The following is a 20,677-nucleotide window of genomic DNA, read 5'->3' as shown; positions in this document are numbered from 1 at the left end:
CGGCCCCGCCGCCCTAAAGCAATGCGTTACGGATTAGCCGTAGAAGTCGAACAGGATGGTGTCGAAGTCGGCAATACCAAAGTCGGCCGCATTGGCCTCAGCCTTCTCATCGCTCGTGACCGTCATCACGATGTCTCCGTCGGTGAGGTGCAGGGTAATCTCGCCCTCAGTGGCCTCCCAGGTGCCCTCGTCGGTCAGCAGGTCGGAGTGAGCCTCGGTGGGCTCCACGGAGCAGGAGCCGTCCTGCTCGAGATAGACATCGAGCATTGCCTCAACACCGCCCGAAGTGCCATAAACGGTCTCGCCGGTAATCTCAACGTAGCCGTGCCACTGGCCGTAGTAGGCCTCGACGGCATCGAAGTCGCCGCCGGACTGGGACTGGGCGGCGTCGTCGCCGGTGCTGGCGGTGCCACCACCGTTGCCGCCGCAGCCGACGAGCGGCATCGAGATCGCGAGCGCGCACGCCGCGGCAAGAACAAGCTGCTTCTTCATGGGTTCCTCCTCTTTCCCTTCCCCGCGCCGGACTCCTCAGGCCTCGCAGGGTCCTTCCGTTGCGTTGGCTCCATTCAAACGCCGCGCTGCTCGCGAGCGTCAGTTTTGGCCTGAGGTGCGTTTTTCGTGGCACATCCGTCACGCAAATCCGCCAAACGGTGACACGGTCAGGCATTTAACGCCGGTAAGCGGTTCCGTTCCGCCGGTAAACGTCATGCTGTACCCTTTTACCGGGGATGGGTTTGGCTCCGACCAGGCCCAGGGAGGGAAAACAGATGTATCGCGCACTCGTTGTGGAAGACGAGCCGAGCGAGGCTCAGCGCCTGTCTGACTATCTGCGGCGCTATGGGGACGCCCATGGCGAGGCGTTTCATATCACGTGGATCAAGTCGGCCATGGAGATGCTCTCCGACAAGGGCCGCTACGACCTCATTCTCCTGGACATTGATCTTCCGGGCATCAGCGGCATGGAGGCGGCGCAGCTCATGCGCGTCTACGACGAGACCACGCCCATCATCTTTGTGACCAACCTCGCCAAGTACGCCGTGAAGGGCTACGAGGTCGGCGCCATGGGCTTCATCGTGAAGCCCGTCACCTGGGGCAACCTCTCCATGAACCTAGACCGTGCCCTGCGCGTCATCAAGCAGAACTCCGGGCGCTCCGTCATGGTGCCCACCGAGGAGGGCGTGCGCGTGGTGCCCTTCTCGTCAATCGTCTACATAGAGGTCAACGGCCACAAGCTCACCTACCACCTGGAGAGCGGCGAGCAGCTTGAGACGCGCGGAACGCTCGGGCAGGTCGAGGAGGACCTCTCGGGCGCGCCGGTGATCCGCGTGGCAAAGAGCTGCCTCGCCAACATGGACAAGATCTCGTTCATCCGCCCTTCGGCACTCCAGATGGTCACCGGCGAGCAGCTGCACGTCTCGCGCACGCGCAAGCGTGAGGTCATGGACGCGGTGACGGACTACCTGGGCGGCCACCGGTGAGGGAGTTCCTCGACACCTGGTGGTCCCTCGAGCCCCTCGTCCAGCTGCTCGTTCCCGTGACGCTGCTGTGCTGCCGGCTCCCCCGCCGTCCGCACCACGTGCTCAGGGGCGCCCTCGTGCTCGCCGTTCTTCTCGCCATTGCGGTCGTGCCGCTGGCGACGGGGGCCGTGACCGGGCTCGACACGTCCCAGGCGTTCACGGTCTTCAGCGTTGTGCTCGCCGTCTTTGTGCTGCTCATCCTCTTTGTCTTTGACGTGCGACCATGGACCGCGCTGTTCTGCGCCACGGCGGGCTACACGCTGCAGAACATTGCGAGCGGCCTGCAGATCTTGATCCAGATGCTCGTCACGCACCACGCCAACGCTTCCTTGGAGGGGCTCCCCGACGTCCTGGTCACGCTTGGCGTGCCCGCCGTGGTCTACGCCGCGGGCTACTACCTCCTGGTCAGGAGGGTCAACGTCAAGGGGCTCATCGAGGTGGAGAACCGGATGATGCTCTCGATGCTCGCGGTGGTGGTCATCGTGGTCATTGGCTTTGACGTCATCATCAAGGCGCTCGCGCTCAAGGGCGCGCTCTTCAGCCTTCTTGTGATGCTGCGCTTTGTGCATCCCATGGTCTGCGTCTTCGTGCTCGTGGCGGAGTACGAGCTGCTCTACGCCAAGCGCGCGGACATCGAGCGGGCCGAGACCGAAAGGCTGCTCGCCGAGCGCGAGCGCCAGTACCGCCTCAGCCGCGAGAACATCGAGGCCATCAACATCAAGTGCCACGACATCAAGCATCAGATCCGCCATCTCGCGGACAGCGGCGCCGTGGTGGACGGCGCCGTGCTCGCCGACATTGCCCGCGAGGTCGACGTCTACGACTCGGTGGTGGAAACGGGCAACGAGGCCCTGGACACCATCCTCACGGAGAAGAGCCTCGCGTGCTCCAGCCGCGGAATCGTGCTCACCGTGATGGCGGAGGGCGCCGCGCTCGACTTCATGGCGCCGGCGGACATCTACTCCCTCTTTGGCAACGCGCTCGACAACTCCATCGAGGCGGTACGCGACCTCCCCGACCCCGAGCGGCGCGCCATCACGCTCTCCGTCCAGCGCCGCGGCGCCATGGTGGGCGTGAGCGTGGAGAACTACTGTCCCGAGCAGCCCAGGTTCTCGGCGGATGGCCTTCCCCTCACCACCAAGGCTGACGGCATGAACCACGGCTTCGGAGTGCGCTCCATGCGCCAGATCGCCGAGCGCTACGGCGGCTCTCTCCACGCCGGCATCCAGGACGGGGTGTTCTACCTCAACGTCCTTCTCGCCGGCCCGCAGGTGTGACCAAGGCGACCTGACAGTGGTGACGGGGTCGTTTGTCATGTTTTTCATGACAAACGACCCCGTCACCACTGTCAGGTCGCTGTCCGACCCTCGACCCTCCTCTGCTGAGTGACTCGTTCCGGACGGATGAGAGCCTCTCGGAGGCCCCATCTGGCCGAAACGAGTCACTCAACGTTGGGGCCGCAGGGTCAGCTCGCTCACATATAATCGAACCTTGCAGTAGCCCGCGCGAGAAAGGCGCCCATGGACATCACACCGCAGGAAGTTGCCGAGACCCTCTCGATGGTCTCCGAGCAGAACCTCGACCTTCGCACCATCACGATGGGCATCTCGCTTGCGGGCTGCGCCGACGAGGACATGAGCCGCATGTGCGACAAGGTCTACGACCGCATCACGCGCACGGCCGAGCGCCTCGTGGAGACCGCCGACGACCTGCAGAACGAGTACGGCATCCCCATCGCCAACAAGCGTGTCTCGGTGACGCCGATCGCCCAGGTCGCGGCCGGCTGCCCGGACGAGGACCTCTCCCCGCTCGCGCACGCCATGGACCGCGCGGCCGAGGCCCTGGGAATCGACTTCATGGGCGGCTTCTCGGCGCTCGTGCAGAAGGGCATGGGCGCGACGGACCGCCGCCTCATCGCGAGTATCCCCGAGGCGCTGGCCACCACCGAGCGCGTGTGCTCCTCGCTCAACATCGCCTCCACGCGCGCCGGCATCAACATGGACGCCGTACTGCTCTCCGCCGAGACGATCCTCGAGTGCGCCCGCCGCACCGTCGACATCGACTGCTACGGAGCGGCCAAGTTTGTCGTCTTTGCCAACATGGTCGAGGACTCCCCCTTCATGGCGGGCGCCGTCCACGGCTCCGGCGAGGCCGACGCCGTCATCAACGTGGGCGTTTCCGGCCCCGGCGTCATGGCCGCGGCCCTGGCAGAGCTTCCCGAGACCGCGAGCCTCATGGACGTTGCGGAGAAAATCAAGCAGACCGCCTTCAAGATCACGCGCGCGGGCGAGCTCATGAGCCGCGAGGCGAGCCGTCGCCTGGGCGTGGAGAAGGGTATCGTGGACCTGTCCCTTGCGCCGACACCGGCCGTCGGCGATTCCGTTGCCCAGATTCTGGAGACGATCGGCGTAGGCGAGTGCGGCGGCCCCGGCACCACCTGCGCGCTCGCGCTGCTCAACGACGCCGTCAAGAAGGGCGGCGTCATGGCATCCTCCTCCGTGGGCGGCCTGTCCGGTGCCTTCATCCCCGTCTCCGAGGACGCGGGCATGATTCGCGCGGCCGTGGACGGCGCCCTCAGCCTGGAGAAACTCGAGGCCATGACCTGCGTGTGCTCCGTGGGCCTTGACATGATCGCCGTGCCTGGAGACACCTCCGTGGAGACCATCGCCGGCATCATCGCCGACGAGATGGCCATCGGCGTCATCAACACCAAGACCACGGCGGTGCGCCTCATTCCCGCCATCGGCCGCAAGGAGGGCGACATGCTGGAGTTTGGCGGCCTCTTCGGCTCCGCGCCGGTCATGCCGGTCAACCGCTTTGCCGGCAGCGTCTTCGCGCACCGCGGGGGCCGCTTCCCGGCACCGCTCAACAGCCTCAAGAACTAGCGGGCGGGACCGCGCGACCCTGCTTGCCGCGCGGTCCTTCTCGCCCAAAACCTCGCACCTAGTCTCTCTTTCGTTTCTATACCGTTATGTTAGCAATCTTATATTTTATATAAGATATACTAGGTACGAGATTGCCGATGGCGAGAAGGACCTCGAGACAGCCCTACGCCTTGGTTCGAGGCATCAGTTCCAGATAGAGCTTTCTTCTCCGGAGCTCCTGCAGGGGCGTCGTCGGCTCTAAGCTGATGCCCAGCGCATGGGAAACCTGACGGGCGAGAAGCGCCACGCCCTCAGGCGCCCGCACCGTCCGCGACGTTGCGCGGAACACCCGATACCCCAGCGTCGTCAGGATGTTTGCCCTGGTGGCGTCGCGCGCGGACTGGCCCGCCCCGCGAGCCGCATGGAACTCGTCGCTGTCGTACTCGATGGCGACGCGCTGCTCCGGCCAGAGAAAGTCCGGCGTCACCACATCGCGGTCGGCCAACCCCTCCTCTCGGCACGAGGACACGTCAACCGGGCAGTTGAGCTGCGGTCTCTCAATCCCAAAGCCGCCGTACTCAACCGGAAGCGTAAGCATGAGGCCGAGGACAGTCTCCATAGGGGAGGCGGAGCCCTCAAGCGTGAGATCGCAGACGCGCGCTGCACGCCTCGTGCCCGACGTCTCCCCCATCTCGGCTATCGCCGATGCCAGGCTTGCCGAGCTCATGAGGCGCGAAGCCCGGTAGCTGACGTTCTTCTCGTCCGCAGGAAGCCGATATGTGCCCGCAAACTCACATGCGACCACCGCAGCCGCGATGAGCCGGCGGATGCGCTCCCACTTGAGGGGATGGTCGATGGTAGGTCCCTCCTCAAGACCCAGCCCCGCCGCAAGCTCGGCCTCGGCGCGAACGGCGCTCGCGTGGGCGTCCAGCAACGCATCGAGCTTGCTCTGAGCAGAGCAGAGCTGGATTACGATGAGCTCCGCGCCACAGGACAGCAGCCCGCCGCCCAAATCAAGCATGGAGCGCTGCGGAACGATTCCGCTCCAGAGGTGGGCGCGAACAAGGCCGCCGCTGCTGCGCGCGCTCTTGGCCGGAACGATAAGGTCAACGGGACGCGCGGCAAGCCCAAGCGAGTCCAGGCGCTCGCCAATGCGGCACTTCCTGAAGTCCCGCTGCCCCGACACGCAATCCTTGGCAGGCGGCAGTAGGCGTGCGCTCTCCGGCCAGCGGGGAGCCTCGCCAACCAGGCGCAGTACGTCAGATGCGGACCAGTGGCTCACAAAAGCATGCATGGCTCTCCCTGCCCAAACCTCGCACCTAGTCTTTCTTCTTGAAAAGATATTATCTTATTGTTTTATCTACGTAAAGGTAAATATAAGAAGACGGACTAGGTGCGAGATTACCGAGAGGGCCCGGCGCGGCGCGCGGCGCAGCCCAGACCTATCCCAGGAAGCGAACCTCCGGCTCCAGGCGCACGCCAAACTGGCGCTCGACCTCATCCTGCACGTGCTCGATCACCGCGTGGACATCCGCCGCGGTGGCGCCTCCGGCGTTCACCACGAAGCCGGCGTGCTTGCGAGAGACCTCGGCACCGCCCACGCGATAGCCCTGCAGCCCGGCATCCATAATCAGCTTGCCGGCAAAGTAGCCCTCGGGGCGCTTGAACGTGCTTCCCGCGCTCGCCATCTCCAGCGGCTGCTTCTCCTCGCGTTGCCGCATGAGGTCGTCCATCGTGGCGCGAATCTTCTCAGGATCGCCCTTCTCAAGGGCGAACGTCGCCGAGAGCACCACGAGGCCGTCCGACGCCACGCGGCTGCGGCGGTAGCCCAGGTTCAGGTCGTCGACGCCAATCGTCTCCTGTGAGCCATCCGGTAAGAGGACGCGCACGCTCTTGAGCACGTCGGCCACGCACCCGCCATAGGCGCCCGCGTTCATGAAGCAGGCTCCGCCGATGGACCCGGGGATCCCGCAGGCAAACTCAAGCCCGGAGAGCCCCAGCTCGCAGGCCATCTCCGAGGCCTCGCGCAGGTCCACGCCCGCCTGGCAGGTCATCTCGGTGCCATCCATGGAGACGCCCACGAGGCACTCGACCAGAGAAACGATCACGCCGCGATAGCCGTCATCGGAGACCAGAAGGTCGGAGCCGCGACCCATGACAAAGCGCGAGACACCCGCCTCGTCGCAGGCGAGAAGGACCTCGCGCACCTCGTCGGGGTCCTCGGGCGTGACGAAGAGGTCGGCCGGGCCGCCAACCTTGAACGTGGTGTGCTCGCTCATGGGCTCGTCAGCGAAGACGTTCTCCTCGCCGACGATGGAACGGAGCCTCCATGCGAGGGGCTGATCGCTCTCAGACATGCTCTACCACACGCTTCCCTTCAGTGAAGACGGCGGGGGGATTATGCAACTTCTTGAGTATAGCAGCGCGCAAGACGGCACACGAAACGCCGAGAAGTGCTACACTCCCGCTGACAGTTTCAGGGCGGGGCGAAACTCCCCACTGGCGGTAACGGGCGGCACGGCCCCCGAAGTCCGCGACCCGCTAAAAAGGCGGCTGACCCGGTGAGAGTCCGGGACCAACGGTTACAGTCCGGATGGAAGAAACGGAGGCCATCATGGCTGCTTCCACGCACGTGTCCAGCGACAACCACTCCACCACCTCAGGCGGCGCCTGGTCCACGAGGCGCATTGCCACGACGGCGCTCTTCTGCGCGCTGGCGTTCGTTCTCACCTTCGTAGAGATCCCCATCTTCCCGCCTGCCCCATGGCTCATGTACGACCCCTCGGGCATCGTGGCGTTTGTCGCCGCGCTCGCCTTCGGGCCGAGCACCGGCGCGATCGTCGTCATCCTCCCGTGGGTGCTCAAGACGCTCTTCTCGTTCAACGTGTGGGGCCACATCATGGCAATCGTCGCCGGTGTGGCCCTCTGCGTGCCCGCGGCGATCATCGCCCGCCGCGTCGGCGGCACGCGCGGGCTTATCGCCGGCATGGTCGTGGGCGCCGTCATAGCGCTCGCCGCGTGCATCGGGGGCAACATCGTCGTGACGCCGCTCTACACAGCGGTCTCCACGGCAGACGTCATCGCGATGATCGTGCCGATCCTGCTGCCGTTCAACGCGCTCAAGATCGTCATCAACTGCGTGGTGACGGCGCTCATCCAGAAGCCCATCTCGCAGATCGTCTCCAGATAGGCCGGCGAGAAGGACGTGGCGCCCGCCGAGCATCCGCCCGTGAGGCTCTCGCACGTGACCCTCGTCTACGACGGGGGCGTGCGCGCGCTCGACGACGTCTCCCTCGAGGTGTCGCGCGGCGAGCGGGTCTGCGTGCTCGGCGCCAACGGCTCGGGAAAGTCGACGCTCGCCTCCGTGGTCTGCGGGCTGCTCGCCCCCGACGGGGGGACGGTCGAGCTCGCGGGGGAGCGCGTCTGCGCCGACGGCAGACCCGACCTCGAGGCGTATCGCCGCGCGCGGCGCTCCCTCGGGCTCGTCTTCCAGAACCCGGACGACCAGATCGTCACGAGCGTCGTCGAGGACGACGTGGCATTCGGGCCCGAGAACCTCGGCCTGCCGCGTGACGAGATTGCCGCGCGCGTGGCCCGCGAGCTGCGCCGCGTTGCAATGGAAGGCTATGCCGGGGCCGATCCGTCCCGCCTCTCGGGCGGTCAGCGACAGCGCGTCTGCATCGCAGGCGCGCTCGCGATGGAGCCGGCCGTGCTTGTCCTCGACGAGCCCGGGTCGCTCCTCGACGTCCGCGGGCGCGCGGCGATCATGCGCGTGATGGGGCGCCTCGCCGCGGCGGGAACCACGCTCATCCACGTGACGCACTTCATGGAGGAGGCACTCGATGCGGACCGCGTGCTGGTCATGGGCCATGGCCGCATCCTGCTCGAGGGAACGCCGGACGAGGTCTTCTCGCACGGGCCCGAGCTCTCCGGGCTCGGTCTCGAGGTGCCGTTCGCCGCCCGCCTCTCCGAGCGCCTCGACCTCCCCTGGACCTGCGACGAGCGCCAGCTCCTCTGCGAATTGGGGACAGTCCCCAATTCGCACAAAACTTTGATGGAAGAGCACCCGGATATCAAACATGTGTGCAAATTGGGGACTGTCCCCAATTCGCAGGTCGAGCACGTGACCTTCTCGTATGGACGCGGGGAGCGGGCGCTTGACGACGTCTCGTTCGAGGTCTCCGCAGGCTCCTCGACCGCCATCATCGGACAGACCGGGTCGGGCAAGTCCACGCTGCTCCGGCTGCTCTGCGGGCTGGAGCGCCCCGACGAGGGGCGCGTCGTCGTCGACGGCCATGACACGTCCTCCCGGCGCGGCAGCAAGGCGGCGCGGCGGGCCGTCGGCTACGTGATGCAGCACCCCGAGCGCCAGCTCTTCGCTGAGACGGTCGAGAAGGACGTGGCGTTTGGGCCCCGAAACCTCAAGCTCCCGGCGGCCGAGGTCGAGCGACGCGTCTCGCGCGCCATCGAGACCGTAGGGCTCACCGCACGCCGCAACGACTCGCCCTTCACGCTCTCCGGAGGGCAGCGGCGGCTTTGCGCGCTCGCCGGCATCCTCGCCATGGAGCCGCGCATCCTCGTGCTTGACGAGCCCACAGCGGGGCTCGACCCGCGCGGCCGCGCCATGCTGCGCCGTGTGCTCGCCCGCCTGTCCGAGCAGGGCATCACCCTCGTGCAGGTCACGCACTCAATGGAGGATGCGGCGCGCTCGGAGCGCGTAATCGCGCTCGACCAGTCGCGCCTCGTCGCCATCGGCACCCCCCGCGAGGTCTTCTCGCGCGACAACGAGCGCCGCCTCCGCGAGGGCGGCCTCGGCATCCCGCGCTCCCTGCGCGTCGCCCGCGAGCTTGAGGACCGCGGCTGGCCCCCGCTCGGCGACCCCCTCACCACCGACGAGCTCGTCGCCGCGATTCGAGCCCGCGCGGAGCGTGCAAAAGTGACTGTCCCCTTTGCACGGGAGGGAAGATGCTGAGGATAGCGATCGGGCAGTACTATGCCGCGCGCTCCCCCATCCATGCCCTCGACGCGCGGGTCAAGCTCGTCTGCACGCTCGCGGCTCTCGTGGCCATCTTCTGCGTGTCGAACGCAGCCCAGCTCGGCATCTCCGCAGCCTTTGTCGCGGCGGCCCTGGCGCTCTCGCACGTGCCTGTCGGCAGGGTCCTCGCCTCGGTGCGCCCCCTTCTGGTGTTTCTTGCCGTCCTCTCGCTCTTCAACCTGTTCTTCGTGAGGACGGGCGACGTCGTGGCCACGCTCGGCCCCGTCTCGCTCACCTCGGGAGGCGTCGTCGCCGCAGCGCTCTACACCGCTCGCTTCGCGCTCGCGCTCGTGACGGGCTCGCTCGTCATGCTCACGACGACCCCCACCCAGCTCTCCGACGCCTTCGACCGCATGCTCTCCCCGCTCTCGCGCGTCGGCCTGCCCGGGCACGAGATCGCCATGGTCTTCTCGCTCATGATGCGCTTCGTGCCCACCCTCGCCGACGAGGCCTCTGCCATCATCGATGCCCAGTCGCTGCGCGGCGGCGCCTTCGACGAGGGCGGGCCCATCCGGCGCGTGCGCTCCATCGTGCCCGTGGTCGTGGCTCTGCTTGCGAGCGGCCTGCGCCATGCCGACGGGCTCTCCCGCGCCCTCGACGCCCGCTGCTACGAGGGCGGCGAGGGCCGCACGCACCTCCACGAGCAGCGCCTCAGCCGCGGGGAGCTCGCCGCCGCGCTGCTGACCGCCGCGCTTCTCGCCGCGCTCGCCCTTCTCGCCTAGCGCCTATCCACCCCCGCGCACGAGGGCGAGAAGGACGGCCCGCGCGCCCGTCCCAGCCCCGACTGCCACGCCGCTTTGCCGTAGAATGGGACGTTAGGGAACGGGCCCTCGACAGCAGGAGGTAGCAGCGCATGGTCTCTCGCATCTACGTGGAGAAGAAGCCGGGATTTGACGGGGAGGCCAAGTCGCTCGAGCGCGAGCTCAGGACGCTTCTCGGCATCGAGTCCCTCACCGGCCTCAGGCTCATCAACCGCTACGACGTCGAGGGCATCACGCCCGAGCTCTTTGCGTCCTGCGTGCCCACGGTCTTCTCGGAGCCCCAGACCGACGTCGCCACCGAGGAGATGCCCGAGGTGGCGGAGGGCGCCTCAGTTTTTGCCGTGGAGTTCCTCCCCGGCCAGTTTGACCAGCGCGCCGACTCCGCGAGCGAGTGCGTCCAGCTCATCAGCCAGGGCGAGCGCCCGCTCGTGCGCTCGGCGACCGTCTACGTCCTCGAGGGCGCGCTCTCCGAGGCGGACGTGGACGCCGTGAAGCGCTACGTGGTGAACCCCGTCGAGGCCCGCCTCGCCTCTCTCGACAAGCCCGCGACGCTCGCCGCCGAGATTCCCGAGCCCGCGCCCGTGGAGGTGCTCGACGGCTTCCGCGAGCTCGACGAGGCGGGCCTCGCGGCCTTCATCGCCGAGCGGGGCCTGGCCATGGACGCGGCGGACATCGCCTTCTGCCAGGAGTACTTCCGCGGCGAGGGCCGCGACCCCTCCATCACGGAGATCCGCGTCATCGACACCTACTGGTCCGACCACTGCCGTCACACCACCTTCGGCACCGTGCTCACCGACGTCACGATCGACGACGCCACGGTGCAGGAGGCCTTTGACCGCTATCTGGCGATGCGCCACGAGCTCGGTCGCGACGAGCGTCCCGTGACCCTCATGGACATGGGCACGATTGGAGCCAAGTGGCTCACGCACACGGGCCAGCTCACCGGTCTCGACGAGTCCGAGGAGATCAACGCCTGCACCGTCAAGGTCACCGTGGACGTTGACGGCGAGGACCAGGACTGGCTCTTCCTCTTCAAGAACGAGACTCACAACCACCCCACCGAGATTGAGCCCTTCGGCGGCGCGGCCACCTGCATCGGCGGCGCCATCCGCGACCCGCTCTCGGGACGCAGCTACGTCTACCAGGCCATGCGCGTGACGGGGGCCGCCGACCCCACGGTCCCCGTATCCCAGACCATGGAGGGCAAGCTCCCGCAGCGCAAGCTCGTCACCACCGCGGCCGCCGGCTACTCCTCCTACGGCAACCAGATCGGCCTTGCCACGGGGCAGGTCAGCGAGCTCTACCACCCCGGCTACGTGGCCAAGCGCATGGAGGTCGGCGCCGTCGTGGGCGCCACCCCCGCCTCCCACGTGCGCCGCGAGGAGCCCCAGCCCGGAGACAAGATCATCCTGCTGGGCGGGCGCACCGGCCGTGACGGCATCGGCGGTGCCACCGGCAGCTCCAAGGCCCACAACGTGGAGTCCATCGAGAAGGACGGGGCGGAGGTCCAGAAGGGCAACGCGCCCATGGAGCGCAAGCTTCAGCGCCTCTTCCGCCGCGGGGACGCGTGCCGCCTCATCAAGCGCTGCAACGACTTCGGCGCGGGCGGCGTGAGCGTGGCCGTGGGCGAGCTGGCCGACGGCCTCTACATCGATCTCGACCAGGTCACCAAGAAGTACGAGGGCCTCGACGGCACCGAGCTCGCCATCTCCGAGTCCCAGGAGCGCATGGCCGTGGCCGTGGCGGAGGACGACGTCGACGAGTTCATGGGCTACGCCCGCGAGGAGAACCTCGAGGCCACCGTCATCGCCGAGGTCACGCACGAGAAGCGCGTGCGCATGGCCTGGATGGGCGACGTCATCGTTGACCTCTCCCGCGAGTTCCTCGCCAGCAACGGCGCGCCCAAGCACCAGTCCGCGCATGTCGAGACGCCGAGCGTCTGGCAGCCGTCCTGGGGCGGCGCCACCCTCGAGGAGCGCCTGCGCGCCCTCCTGACCGACCTCAACGTCTGCTCGAACAAGGGCCTCTCCGAGCGCTTCGACTCCACCATCGGCGCCGGCACCGTGCTCATGCCCTTCGGCGGCAGGACGCAGCTCACGCCCGCGCAGGCCATGGTCGCCAAGTTCCCCGTCGCGGGCGAGACCACCACGGTCTCCGGCATGGCCTGGGGCTTCAACCCCTACCTCATGAGCGCGGACCAGTTCGCGGGCGCCTACCTCTCCGTCGTGGAGAGCGTCTCCCGCCTCGTGGCCACCGGCTTCGAGCACGAGCGCGCCTACCTCAGCTTCCAGGAGTACTTCGAGCGCCTGCGCGACGTCCCGGAGCGCTGGGGCAAGCCGCTCGCCGCGGTCCTCGGCGCCCTCATGGCCCAGGCCGACCTCGGCATCGGCGCCATCGGCGGCAAGGACTCCATGTCGGGCTCCTTCGAGGACCTCGACGTGCCGCCCACCCTCGTCTCCTTCGCCGTGGCCACGGGCTCGGTCGACCGCGTGACCTCGCCCGAGTTCAAGGCGGCCGGCCACCGCGTCGTCCGCATCGCGCCCGCCGCCTACGGCGACGACCACCGCCCCGCGCTCGCCCCGCTCACGCACGCCCTCGGGCTCGTCGAGGCGCTCACCGCCGCGGGCGCCGCGCTCGCGTGCGACACGCCCGGCTACGGCGGCACCGCCGAGGCGCTCTTCAAGATGTGCGTGGGCAACCAGATCGGACTCGAGCTCGCGGACGACGTCGACGTGGACTCCCTCTTCGAGCCCATGTACGGCAGCTTCGTCGTTGAGCTCTCCGAGGAGGCCGACGCCGTCCTCGCGCAGGCGGCCGACGACGTGGTGGTCGAGCCGCTCGGCACCACCGTCGAGGGCTACGTCCTGGAGACGGCCAGCGAGCAGATTGACCTCTCCGCGCTCCAGGAGGCCTGGGAGGGCGGCATCGAGTCCGTCTTCCCCTATCGCACGCCCGCCGACGAGGCCGCGTCCCTGCCCGCCGTGGAGCCCGTGTCCTTCTCCTGCGGTGCCCCCCACGTCTACGCGGGCGAGAAGATCGCGCGCCCGCGCGTGGTCATTCCCGTCTTCCCGGGCACCAACTGCGAGTACGACACCGCCCGCGCCTTCGAGCGCGCCGGCGCCGTGGCCGACGTCTTCGTGGTCAACAACCTCACGCCCGGCGCCGTGGCCGAGAGCAGCCACGAGCTCGCGCGCCGCATCCGCGAGTCGCAGATCGTCATGATCCCCGGCGGCTTCTCCGGCGGCGACGAGCCCGACGGCTCCGCCAAGTTCATCACGGCGTTCTTCCGCGCGCCCGAGGTCACCGAGGCGGTGCGCGAGCTGCTGCAGAAGCGCGACGGCCTCATGCTCGGCATCTGCAACGGCTTCCAGGCGCTCGTGAAGCTGGGTCTCGTGCCCTACGGCGACATCCGCCCGATGGACGACGCCTGCCCCACCCTCACCTTCAACACCATCGGCCGCCACCAGAGCCGCCTCGTGCGCACGCGCGTTGCCTCGACGCTCTCCCCGTGGCTCTCCAAGTGCGAGGTTGGTGACGTCCACAACATCGCGATCTCCCACGGCGAGGGCCGCTTCGTGGCCTCGCCCGAGCTCCTCGAGAAGCTCGTGGCAGCCGGCCAGGTGGCCACGCAGTACGTGGACGAGGGCGGCGTCCCGGGCATGTCGCTCGACGTCAACCCCAACGGCTCCGTCCTCGCCATCGAGGGCATCACCTCGCCGGACGGCCGCGTCCTCGGCAAGATGGGCCACACCGAGCGCTCCGGCGCCGGGCTCTACAAGAACGTGCCGGGCAACGCGTACCAGCCGCTCATTGAGGGCGGGGTCGCGTACTTCACGGAGTAGGTTCGCGCGCACGACCGGCCGCCCGCCCTTCTCCCCAGCTCATTGGGCTTCGCCCAAAAGTCGCTGGGCGAGAAGGGCGGGCGGCCTCTTGCTGCACCAATACCTGTCGAGCCACAACACGCCGCTGGAGGGTCTAGACGTGATTGCTGAAGAGGAAAACACACCTGCAAAGAAGCCGTTTCTCGCCACCACGCCGGGCGTGGTCCTCACCTGCCTGGCGGCGTGCTTTCTGTGGGGATCCGCATTCCCGTGCGTGAAGATCGGCTACGAGCTGTTCGGGGTCGACTCCTCGGACGTGCCGTCGATCCTGGCATTTGCGGGAACGCGCTTCGTGATTGCGGGCCTCATGGTGGTGGCCGGCGTGAGCCTGGCAGCCCGCCGCGCCTTCGTTCCCGAGCGGCGCGACCTCCCCGCGATAGGCGTGCTCTCGCTCTTCCAGACCGTGCTGCAGTACATCCTCTTCTACGTCGGCCTCGCCAACTGCGCGGGCGTGACGAGCTCCATCCTCGAGGCAAGCAACTCCTTTCTCTGCGTCCTTCTCGCGGCGCTCGTCTTTCGCTCTGAGCGGCTCACGGGCCGCAAGGTACTCGGCTGCCTTGTGGGCTTTGCGGGCGTGGTGCTGGTGAACGTCGCCGGAGAGTCGGGCGGGCTCAGCTTCACCCTCACCGGCGAGGGGATGGTGCTGCTTTCCACCGTCGCCGCCGCCACATCGAGCAACCTCGCCAAGCGCTTCTCGCGCGAGCACGACCCCGTGCTTCTCTCCGGCTGGCAGTTCGTCATCGGAGGGGCGGTGCTGCTCGTGGCAGGGCTCGCGCTCGGCGGGCACGTGGCGCCGGCGGACGCCGCAAATCCGCTTCCGGCGCTCGCGCTCCTCGCCTACCTGGGCTTCATCTCCGCGGGCGCCTACTCGCTGTGGTCGCTCGCGCTGGCCGCGAACCCGGTCTCGCGCGTGGCGGTCTTCGGCTTCATGAACCCGGTCTTCGGCGTGCTGCTCTCCGCGGTCCTTCTCGGTGAGACGAACGTGGTGAGCCCGATGGTCGCCGTTGCCGCGCTCGCCCTGGTGAGCCTGGGCATCGTGGTGGTGAACCGGCCCGAGGCGACCGCCGGAAACGCCCGCCGCGAGGCATGACTTTGGCTGTCAATGCTTTTCCCGGTCGTCCGAGCAGCTCCTCGAACAGGCCCGCAAAGCCGAAGCTCAAAAAAGGGCACTTAGGAGATAGCGCCTAGGCCCCCTCTCAAAACCGCTGACGGTCCGCCCAGCTGCCCCGAGACGCCCGTTGCCGAACACCCCGCGGGCCCCAGCGCCGGCCCGCCTACGATAGGGGCGTCGGCAACGGAGGGAGCAGCCATGGGACGACTCGCCAAGACCCTCGCGCGCGTGGTTCTTCTCGCCCTGTGCGTCGCGCTCGCCGGGTGCGCGCCATCCTCGCTCAGCCTCACGGCGACGGAGCTCACCGCGCGCGGGGACCTTGCGACGGACGACTCCCCTATCTGCGACACGCTCGCCGACCCCGCGGCGGAGGCCGCCGTCTACGACTTCTCCGCGCGGCTCTTCCGGGAGTGCGTGCGGCAGGACTCGGGAGACAACGTGTTCGTCTCCCCGCTCTCGGTGCTCTACGCGCTCGCGCTCGCGGAGAACGGCGCCGCGGGACAGACGCTCGCGCAGCTCGAGGCGGCCACAGGGATGAGCATGGGGCAGCTCACGGACTATCTCAACGCCTACGCCCGCCGCGCGGGAGGAGAGGACCCCCTCGACGCGGGCGTGAGCGGGGACGCCCTCGAGCTCTCCCTGGCAAACTCCGTCTGGCTGCGCGACTCCGAGGGCCTTGTCGTGGGCGACGAGTTCCTCGCGGCGTGCGGGGAGCGGCTCGGCGCTCAGGCATACCGCGCCGCCTTTGACCAGTCCACGGTCGACGACGTCAACGCATGGGTGAGCGACCGCACGCACGGGATGATCCCGGAAATGCTGAGCCAGATTCCCGCGAGCGCTCAGCTCTGCCTCATCAACGCGCTCGCCTTCGAGGGGGCCTGGGAGGAGCCCTACGACGAGGAGGGCAGCATCGAGCCCGACGTCTTCACCACGGAGGAGGGCGTCGAGCAGGACGTGCGGATGATGCGCTCGCGCGAGCAGGGCTACCTGGAGAACGACCTGGCCACGGGCTTTGTCAAGCCGTACGAGAACTACAACTACGCCTTCGTGGGGATCCTTCCCAACGAGGGGGCCACGGTAGGCGAGCTTCTGGAGTCCCTCGACGGGACGGCGCTGCGCGAGCTGCTCACACCCGTCGAGTACGCCTCGGTGGACGCGGGGCTGCCCATGTTCACGAGCACCTACCAGGCCGAGCTCACCGACATCCTGCGCGCGCTCGGCGTGACGGACGCCTTCGAGGAGCGGACCGCGGACTTCTCGCCCATGGGCGAGTCGGAGGACGGCCCGCCCTACGTGAGCCAGGTGATTCACAAGACCTACGTCGACGTGAACGAGGAGGGCACGCGCGCCGCGGCGGTCACCTCGGTCGGGATGGACGGCGCCTCCGGCACCCCTGACAATCCCGTGGTCAACGAGGTCATCCTCGACCGGCCGTTCGTCTACCTGATCGTGGACCAGCAGACCATGACGCCCATCTTCATGGGAGTGGTCGGGTCGATCGGCTAGCCCTTTGGCCGTCGGTGCGTGAGGTGCCAGCCGCCGCAGTACGGGCACTCGTAGACAAAGATCTTCGGCGCGTCCTTGCGGCGCGAGCTCTTCTCGGCAGCCTTCGCCGCCTCCACGCGCGTCTCGTAGCGCCTCTTGCGCCCGCACGCCCTGAACTCCGCCGGGTCCTCGCCGGCCCTTGGCCGCGCCCTCATCGCCCATCACCTCCCCGTGCAAAAGGGACAGTCCCTTTTGCACGCCACGCCTCAGGATACGCCAGAACGAGGGAAACAATTCGCCCTCCTCGCGCATCTTATAGGCAAGGAGGTGATGAGCGTGGACAAAGCCGGGACACGCGACGAGAAGTTCATGCGGTACGCGATGGGCGCGCACGGCAGCTCGGTGTATCTCGTGGCGCTCGCGCAGACCCGTTCGGAGCACAACGCGCAGGACGTTGCGCAGGACGTGTTCTGCAGACTGCTTACCGACGCGACCTCCTTCACCAGCGACGAGCACCTGCGCGCCCGCGACGGTGCGCACGCGCCTGCACCGGGCGCGCAAGCAGATGAGGCAGGTCCTTGAACCAGACCTCGAGGACGAGGAGGGACACCATGAACAAGCAGACGTTCGACCAGTTTAGAGAACGGGCGCGGGGCGTCCGACTCCCCGACAACGTGCGCGACAACTTCCTTTCCGAAATGAGCGCCGAGAAGAACCGCGCGCCGCAGAGGCGCTCCGTCACCAGACGGGCCGTGGTGGGCGTGGGGCTGGGGGCGGTTGGCACAGCCGCAGCGCTTCTCGTCGCCTCGATCGTGACGAGGCCGTCCGAGGGCGACCCCGCGGAGGCAACCGGGAACTGCTGGTTTGCCCTGCGCGCCTATGCCGAGGGCGTCGAGCAGGACGACGGCCCCCTCCTTGCGGCAGACGACTGCTTTGGCGGCATCTACAGCTGGAGCGAGGGGGACGACGGGCTCTTCGACGTGAGAACGTCCTTCGACGTCAGCTGCATGGGCGAGGGGGTCGACTCGATCACTTACGAGCTGGCCAGCACCGGGGCGACCGACGGCGACGTCCGCTTTGAGTGGTTTGCGCTCGACCGCGACAACATTGAGGTCGGCGATGCCGTAGGCGGCTCAACGAGCGCCTTCACGGTTGACTGCACCGTTCCCCTCGAGCGCGTCGGCTACAACGTGGCCATGAGGCTGCAGGCCGAGGGGGCGCTCCGAGAGGCGCTTGACGCGCTCTACGACGCCTATGCGGCACCCTCGGATCAGGGCGCGGTCAACGAGCAAATCTGGCGGGCCTTCGACCTCGTCACGGTCTGCGCCGCCGAGGAGTTTGCGCAGCGGATGGCCGGCGTTGAGCTCACGCTCTCTGCGAGCCTCGCGGACGGGAGCGCGCAGACGCGGCGCTATCGCTTTGACCCCGTGGAGGACGCGAGGGAACGCTACGCGGCCCACCTCGGCCAGATTACCGACCTCGAGATCCAGCGCGAGGTCGAGGGCACCGACACGAGCGCGTAGGTCCAGGAGCTCATGGACAACCCGCCGAGCCTCTACCTCGTTACGGAGCTGGACGGGTAGGCCACGCGCCCGGGGGGCGGCCCGCCCCCTGTGGCGGGCCGCCGAATGATACGACGGGACTGTCCCTTTGTCTCCTACGGGCGCTGAATGAAGTGACGTATGAGAGCCACCATCACGTCCTTCTCCTCAGGGTTTGACTCCGCGATGAGCAGGGTAACGGCAACGAGCGTGCTGTCATCAATGGCCTTCTCGCCTGCCGGGATGAAGAGGGCGCCGCAGCGGTCAAGGAAATACAGGAAGATCGTTGCCGCAATGCGCTTGTTGCCGTCTAGGAAGCTGTGGTCCTTCACGATGAAGTAGAGCAGGTGGGCCGCCTTCTCCTCGAGCGTGGGGTAGAGGTCGCGCCCGCCAAAGCTCTGGAACACATTGCCGATGGCGCCCTTGAATGACTCGTCCTTCTCGACGCCAAAAAGAGAGCTCTCCTGACCAAAGCGCAGGGAGTCAATCACATCGCGACACTCCCCGTAGGTGAGCACGTACGCAGACGGCACGCCCTCGGGCGCCGTGACGCGCATGTGGTCGTAGTCGTCGAGAAGGTCGAGCGCGGCGGTGTAGCTCTGCACGATGTCGAGCACCTGGCGCGTACCCAAATCGTCCGGGATGCGCGCCATCACCTTGGCGACCTTGCCCAGCTGCTCGAGCCGGCGCTCGTTTTCCACATGTCCGGCCACGACGTAGCGGCGCAGCACGTCCGTGGCCCAACGGCGAAACTCCACGCCGCGCCGCGACTTCACGCGATAGCCGACGGAAAGAATCATGTCGAGGCTGTAGTGTTCGACCTGCCGAACAACCTCACGGTCGCCCTCGAGTCGAACTGTCGCAAATTTTGCGACAGTTCGATTCTCGCTTCCCGCAAGTTCCTCCCGCAGCGCGTTGGCAACGTGCTTGCCAATCGTCTTGACGTCACGCCCGTAGAGTGCCGCCAGCTGGCTGCGGTTAAGCCAAATCTCCTCGCCCTCGGGATCAACCCTTACCGGTAGTGTAACCTCTCCGTCTGCCGACTCAAACAGGACGATGCCCTTCTCCGTGCTCATACGCGCCTCCGTTCCACCGGACCTCTCGATAGAACAGATGTACGCCTATGACCGGACAATAATTAGGCAGAAAAAAGCGGCCCGTCACCTGCGACGGGCCGCCGAGCGTGCAAAAGTGCCTGTCCCTTTTGCACCCTTTGCACCTAGAGGCGGGCGACTCCGGACTTGCGGGCGGCATCGGCCACGGCGGCGGCCACGGCCGGCGCCACGCGCTCGTCAAAGGCGCCCGGGATGATGTACTCGGCGCAGCGGTGCTCGTCGTCAACCAGGCCGGCGATGGCGTAGGCGGCGGCCTCCATCATCTCGTCGTTGATGTCGGAGGCGTGCACGTCCAGGGCACCGCGGAAGATGCCCGGGAAGGCCAGCACGTTGTTGATCTGGTTGGGGAAGTCGGAGCGGCCCGTGGCGGCCACGGCGGCGCCGGCGGCCAGCGCCTCGTCCGGCATGATCTCCGGCACGGGGTTGGCGCAGGCAAAGATGATCGGGTCGGCGGCCATCGTGCGCACCATGTCCTGCGTGAGCACGCCCGGCGCGGACACACCCACAAAGACGTCGGCGCCGGCCACGGCGTCGGCCAGGGTGCCCTTCACGCCCTCGCGGTTGGTCCACGTGGCGATCTCGGCCTTCTCGGGGTTGAGGCCCTCGCGACCCTCGTAGATGGCACCCGTGCGGTCGCAGATGATGACGTCGCGCACGCCCATGCGCTGCATGAGCTTGGCGATGGAGATGCCCGCGGCGCCCGCGCCGGAGAAGACCACGCGTACGTCGGCGAGCTCGCGCCCGGTGAGGCGGCACGCGTTGATGAGCGCGGCGCAGGTCACGACGGCGGTGCCGTGCTGGTCGTCGTGGAAGACGGGGATGTCGCAGGACTCCTTGAGGCGGCGCTCGATCTCAAAGCAGCGCGGCGCGGAGATGTCCTCGAGGTTGACGCCGCCAAAGCTGCCGGCCAGCAGCTCCACGGTGCGCACGATCTCGTCCACGTCGTTGGAGCGGATGCACAGAGGGAAGGCGTCCACGTCCGCAAAAGTCTTGAACAGGGCGCACTTGCCCTCCATGACCGGCATGCCCGCCTCGGGGCCGATGTTGCCCAGGCCCAGCACCGCGCTGCCGTCCGTAACCACGGCCACCAGGTTGCCGCGGCGCGTGTACTTGTAGGAGTCCTCCACGTTGTCGCGGATCTTGAGGCACGGCTCGGCGACGCCCGGCGTGTAGGCCACGGCCAGCTCCTCGGGCGTGGTGATTGGCGCACGGCTGATCACCTCGATCTTGCCGCCCCACTCCTCGTGCTTGTCCAACGCGTACTGCTTGGCGTCCTCGGCCATGGTTCACTCCCATCTCACGGGCCGGCCACCGCCGGCCAGAACTCACGACAAGCACCAGTCTAGCCACGTCGCCGGGCAAATGCG

Annotated in this window: 17 protein-coding genes and 1 riboswitch; of the genes, 11 read left to right on the top strand and 6 right to left on the bottom strand. The window is 67.6% G+C overall.

Going from position 1 to position 20,677, the window contains the following annotated elements:
- Positions 1 to 33: 33 nt before the first annotated feature.
- Positions 34 to 492 carry a hypothetical protein gene (locus BQ7391_RS03750; RefSeq protein WP_075279361.1) on the bottom strand — a complete coding sequence of 153 codons (459 nt, stop codon included), beginning with the start codon at positions 490 to 492 and terminating at the stop codon, positions 34 to 36.
- A gap of 275 nt (positions 493 to 767) precedes the next feature.
- Here BQ7391_RS03750 and BQ7391_RS03745 point away from each other — a divergent pair, with 275 nt between their 5' ends.
- The 3 genes from BQ7391_RS03745 (at position 768) to BQ7391_RS03735 (ending at position 4,402) form a co-directional block, all read left to right on the top strand.
- Positions 768 to 1,478, top strand: a complete 711-nt coding sequence (locus BQ7391_RS03745; RefSeq protein WP_075279360.1) for a LytR/AlgR family response regulator transcription factor — start codon at positions 768 to 770, stop codon at positions 1,476 to 1,478.
- Positions 1,475 to 2,794, top strand: coding sequence for an ATP-binding protein (locus BQ7391_RS03740; protein ID WP_075279359.1), 1,320 nt, complete (start codon positions 1,475 to 1,477; stop codon positions 2,792 to 2,794). Before BQ7391_RS03745 ends, BQ7391_RS03740 begins: the two co-directional genes overlap by 4 nt.
- Positions 2,795 to 3,037: 243 nt before the next feature.
- Positions 3,038 to 4,402, top strand: a complete 1,365-nt coding sequence (locus tag BQ7391_RS03735; RefSeq protein WP_075279358.1) for a PFL family protein — start codon at positions 3,038 to 3,040, stop codon at positions 4,400 to 4,402.
- Between the two features lie 163 nt (positions 4,403 to 4,565).
- Here BQ7391_RS03735 and BQ7391_RS03730 read toward each other — a convergent pair whose 3' ends face one another.
- On the bottom strand, positions 4,566 to 5,567 hold the full coding sequence (locus BQ7391_RS03730) for a PDDEXK family nuclease (protein WP_129583903.1): 1,002 nt from the start codon (positions 5,565 to 5,567) through the stop codon (positions 4,566 to 4,568).
- Positions 5,568 to 5,823: 256 nt separating this feature from the next.
- Positions 5,824 to 6,738: a UDP-N-acetylmuramate dehydrogenase gene (gene murB / locus BQ7391_RS03725; protein WP_075279356.1), complete on the bottom strand. Its 915-nt coding sequence runs from the start codon at positions 6,736 to 6,738 to the stop codon at positions 5,824 to 5,826.
- A gap of 111 nt (positions 6,739 to 6,849) precedes the next feature.
- A riboswitch (FMN riboswitch) is annotated at positions 6,850 to 6,990 on the top strand.
- A gap of 5 nt (positions 6,991 to 6,995) precedes the next feature.
- Here murB and BQ7391_RS03720 point away from each other — a divergent pair.
- The 6 genes from BQ7391_RS03720 (at position 6,996) to BQ7391_RS03695 (ending at position 16,675) form a co-directional block, all read left to right on the top strand.
- Positions 6,996 to 7,571 (top strand): ECF transporter S component, encoded by a 576-nt coding sequence (locus BQ7391_RS03720; RefSeq protein ID WP_075279355.1) that lies wholly within the window; start codon positions 6,996 to 6,998, stop codon positions 7,569 to 7,571.
- A gap of 15 nt (positions 7,572 to 7,586) precedes the next feature.
- On the top strand, positions 7,587 to 9,353 hold the full coding sequence (locus BQ7391_RS03715) for an ABC transporter ATP-binding protein (RefSeq protein ID WP_083662073.1): 1,767 nt from the start codon (positions 7,587 to 7,589) through the stop codon (positions 9,351 to 9,353).
- On the top strand, positions 9,347 to 10,138 hold the full coding sequence (locus tag BQ7391_RS03710; protein WP_075279354.1) for an energy-coupling factor transporter transmembrane component T family protein: 792 nt from the start codon (positions 9,347 to 9,349) through the stop codon (positions 10,136 to 10,138). The genes BQ7391_RS03715 and BQ7391_RS03710 overlap by 7 nt, the downstream gene beginning before the upstream one ends.
- A gap of 131 nt (positions 10,139 to 10,269) precedes the next feature.
- On the top strand, positions 10,270 to 14,019 hold the full coding sequence (locus tag BQ7391_RS03705) for a phosphoribosylformylglycinamidine synthase (protein ID WP_075279353.1): 3,750 nt from the start codon (positions 10,270 to 10,272) through the stop codon (positions 14,017 to 14,019).
- Between the two features lie 139 nt (positions 14,020 to 14,158).
- The gene (locus BQ7391_RS03700; protein ID WP_235858612.1) at positions 14,159 to 15,148 is read left to right on the top strand and encodes a DMT family transporter; all 990 of its coding nucleotides are present in this window, start codon (positions 14,159 to 14,161) and stop codon (positions 15,146 to 15,148) included.
- Between the two features lie 219 nt (positions 15,149 to 15,367).
- Positions 15,368 to 16,675, top strand: a complete 1,308-nt coding sequence (locus BQ7391_RS03695) for a serpin family protein (protein WP_075279352.1) — start codon at positions 15,368 to 15,370, stop codon at positions 16,673 to 16,675.
- On the opposite strand, the gene BQ7391_RS03690 is transcribed toward BQ7391_RS03695, so the two are convergent.
- Positions 16,672 to 16,869, bottom strand: a complete 198-nt coding sequence (locus BQ7391_RS03690; RefSeq protein ID WP_075279351.1) for a hypothetical protein — start codon at positions 16,867 to 16,869, stop codon at positions 16,672 to 16,674. The genes BQ7391_RS03695 and BQ7391_RS03690 overlap by 4 nt on opposite strands.
- A gap of 115 nt (positions 16,870 to 16,984) precedes the next feature.
- On the opposite strand from BQ7391_RS03690, the gene BQ7391_RS03685 reads away from it, so the two are divergent.
- Entirely contained in the window at positions 16,985 to 17,236 is a 252-nt protein-coding gene (locus tag BQ7391_RS03685; RefSeq protein ID WP_075279350.1) for an RNA polymerase sigma factor, read from the top strand.
- Between the two features lie 29 nt (positions 17,237 to 17,265).
- The gene (locus BQ7391_RS03680; RefSeq protein WP_075279349.1) at positions 17,266 to 18,177 is read left to right on the top strand and encodes a hypothetical protein; all 912 of its coding nucleotides are present in this window, start codon (positions 17,266 to 17,268) and stop codon (positions 18,175 to 18,177) included.
- A gap of 134 nt (positions 18,178 to 18,311) precedes the next feature.
- Here the strand turns inward: BQ7391_RS03680 and rhuM are convergent, their stop codons facing one another.
- On the bottom strand, positions 18,312 to 19,271 hold the full coding sequence (gene rhuM, locus BQ7391_RS03675; RefSeq protein ID WP_075279348.1) for a virulence RhuM family protein/type II toxin-antitoxin system death-on-curing family toxin: 960 nt from the start codon (positions 19,269 to 19,271) through the stop codon (positions 18,312 to 18,314).
- A gap of 143 nt (positions 19,272 to 19,414) precedes the next feature.
- Positions 19,415 to 20,593, bottom strand: a complete 1,179-nt coding sequence (locus BQ7391_RS03670) for an NAD(P)-dependent malic enzyme (protein WP_075279347.1) — start codon at positions 20,591 to 20,593, stop codon at positions 19,415 to 19,417.
- Positions 20,594 to 20,677 lie beyond the last annotated feature (84 nt).

The organism is Thermophilibacter provencensis, from assembly GCF_900128445.1.
Lineage (GTDB): Bacteria > Actinomycetota > Coriobacteriia > Coriobacteriales > Atopobiaceae > Thermophilibacter > Thermophilibacter provencensis.
Note: the sequence above shows the minus strand (reverse complement) of the source record. Positions and strands in the feature narration are given on the sequence as shown.

Bases quoted from the DNA above. Each gene is read 5' to 3' on its own strand.
- BQ7391_RS03745 (WP_075279360.1), top strand. From the start codon at position 768: ATGTATCGCGCACTCGTTGTGGAAGACGAGCCGAGCGAGGCTCAGCGC.
- BQ7391_RS03750 (WP_075279361.1), bottom strand. From the start codon at position 492: ATGAAGAAGCAGCTTGTTCTTGCCGCGGCGTGCGCGCTCGCGATCTCG.
- rhuM (WP_075279348.1), bottom strand. From the start codon at position 19,271: ATGAGCACGGAGAAGGGCATCGTCCTGTTTGAGTCGGCAGACGGAGAG.
- BQ7391_RS03720 (WP_075279355.1), top strand. From the start codon at position 6,996: ATGGCTGCTTCCACGCACGTGTCCAGCGACAACCACTCCACCACCTCA.
- BQ7391_RS03710 (WP_075279354.1), top strand. From the start codon at position 9,347: ATGCTGAGGATAGCGATCGGGCAGTACTATGCCGCGCGCTCCCCCATC.
- BQ7391_RS03690 (WP_075279351.1), bottom strand. From the start codon at position 16,869: ATGAGGGCGCGGCCAAGGGCCGGCGAGGACCCGGCGGAGTTCAGGGCG.
- BQ7391_RS03680 (WP_075279349.1), top strand. From the start codon at position 17,266: ATGAACAAGCAGACGTTCGACCAGTTTAGAGAACGGGCGCGGGGCGTC.
- BQ7391_RS03685 (WP_075279350.1), top strand. From the start codon at position 16,985: ATGAGCGTGGACAAAGCCGGGACACGCGACGAGAAGTTCATGCGGTAC.
- murB (WP_075279356.1), bottom strand. From the start codon at position 6,738: ATGTCTGAGAGCGATCAGCCCCTCGCATGGAGGCTCCGTTCCATCGTC.
- BQ7391_RS03705 (WP_075279353.1), top strand. From the start codon at position 10,270: ATGGTCTCTCGCATCTACGTGGAGAAGAAGCCGGGATTTGACGGGGAG.
- BQ7391_RS03670 (WP_075279347.1), bottom strand. From the start codon at position 20,593: ATGGCCGAGGACGCCAAGCAGTACGCGTTGGACAAGCACGAGGAGTGG.
- BQ7391_RS03735 (WP_075279358.1), top strand. From the start codon at position 3,038: ATGGACATCACACCGCAGGAAGTTGCCGAGACCCTCTCGATGGTCTCC.
- BQ7391_RS03695 (WP_075279352.1), top strand. From the start codon at position 15,368: ATGGGACGACTCGCCAAGACCCTCGCGCGCGTGGTTCTTCTCGCCCTG.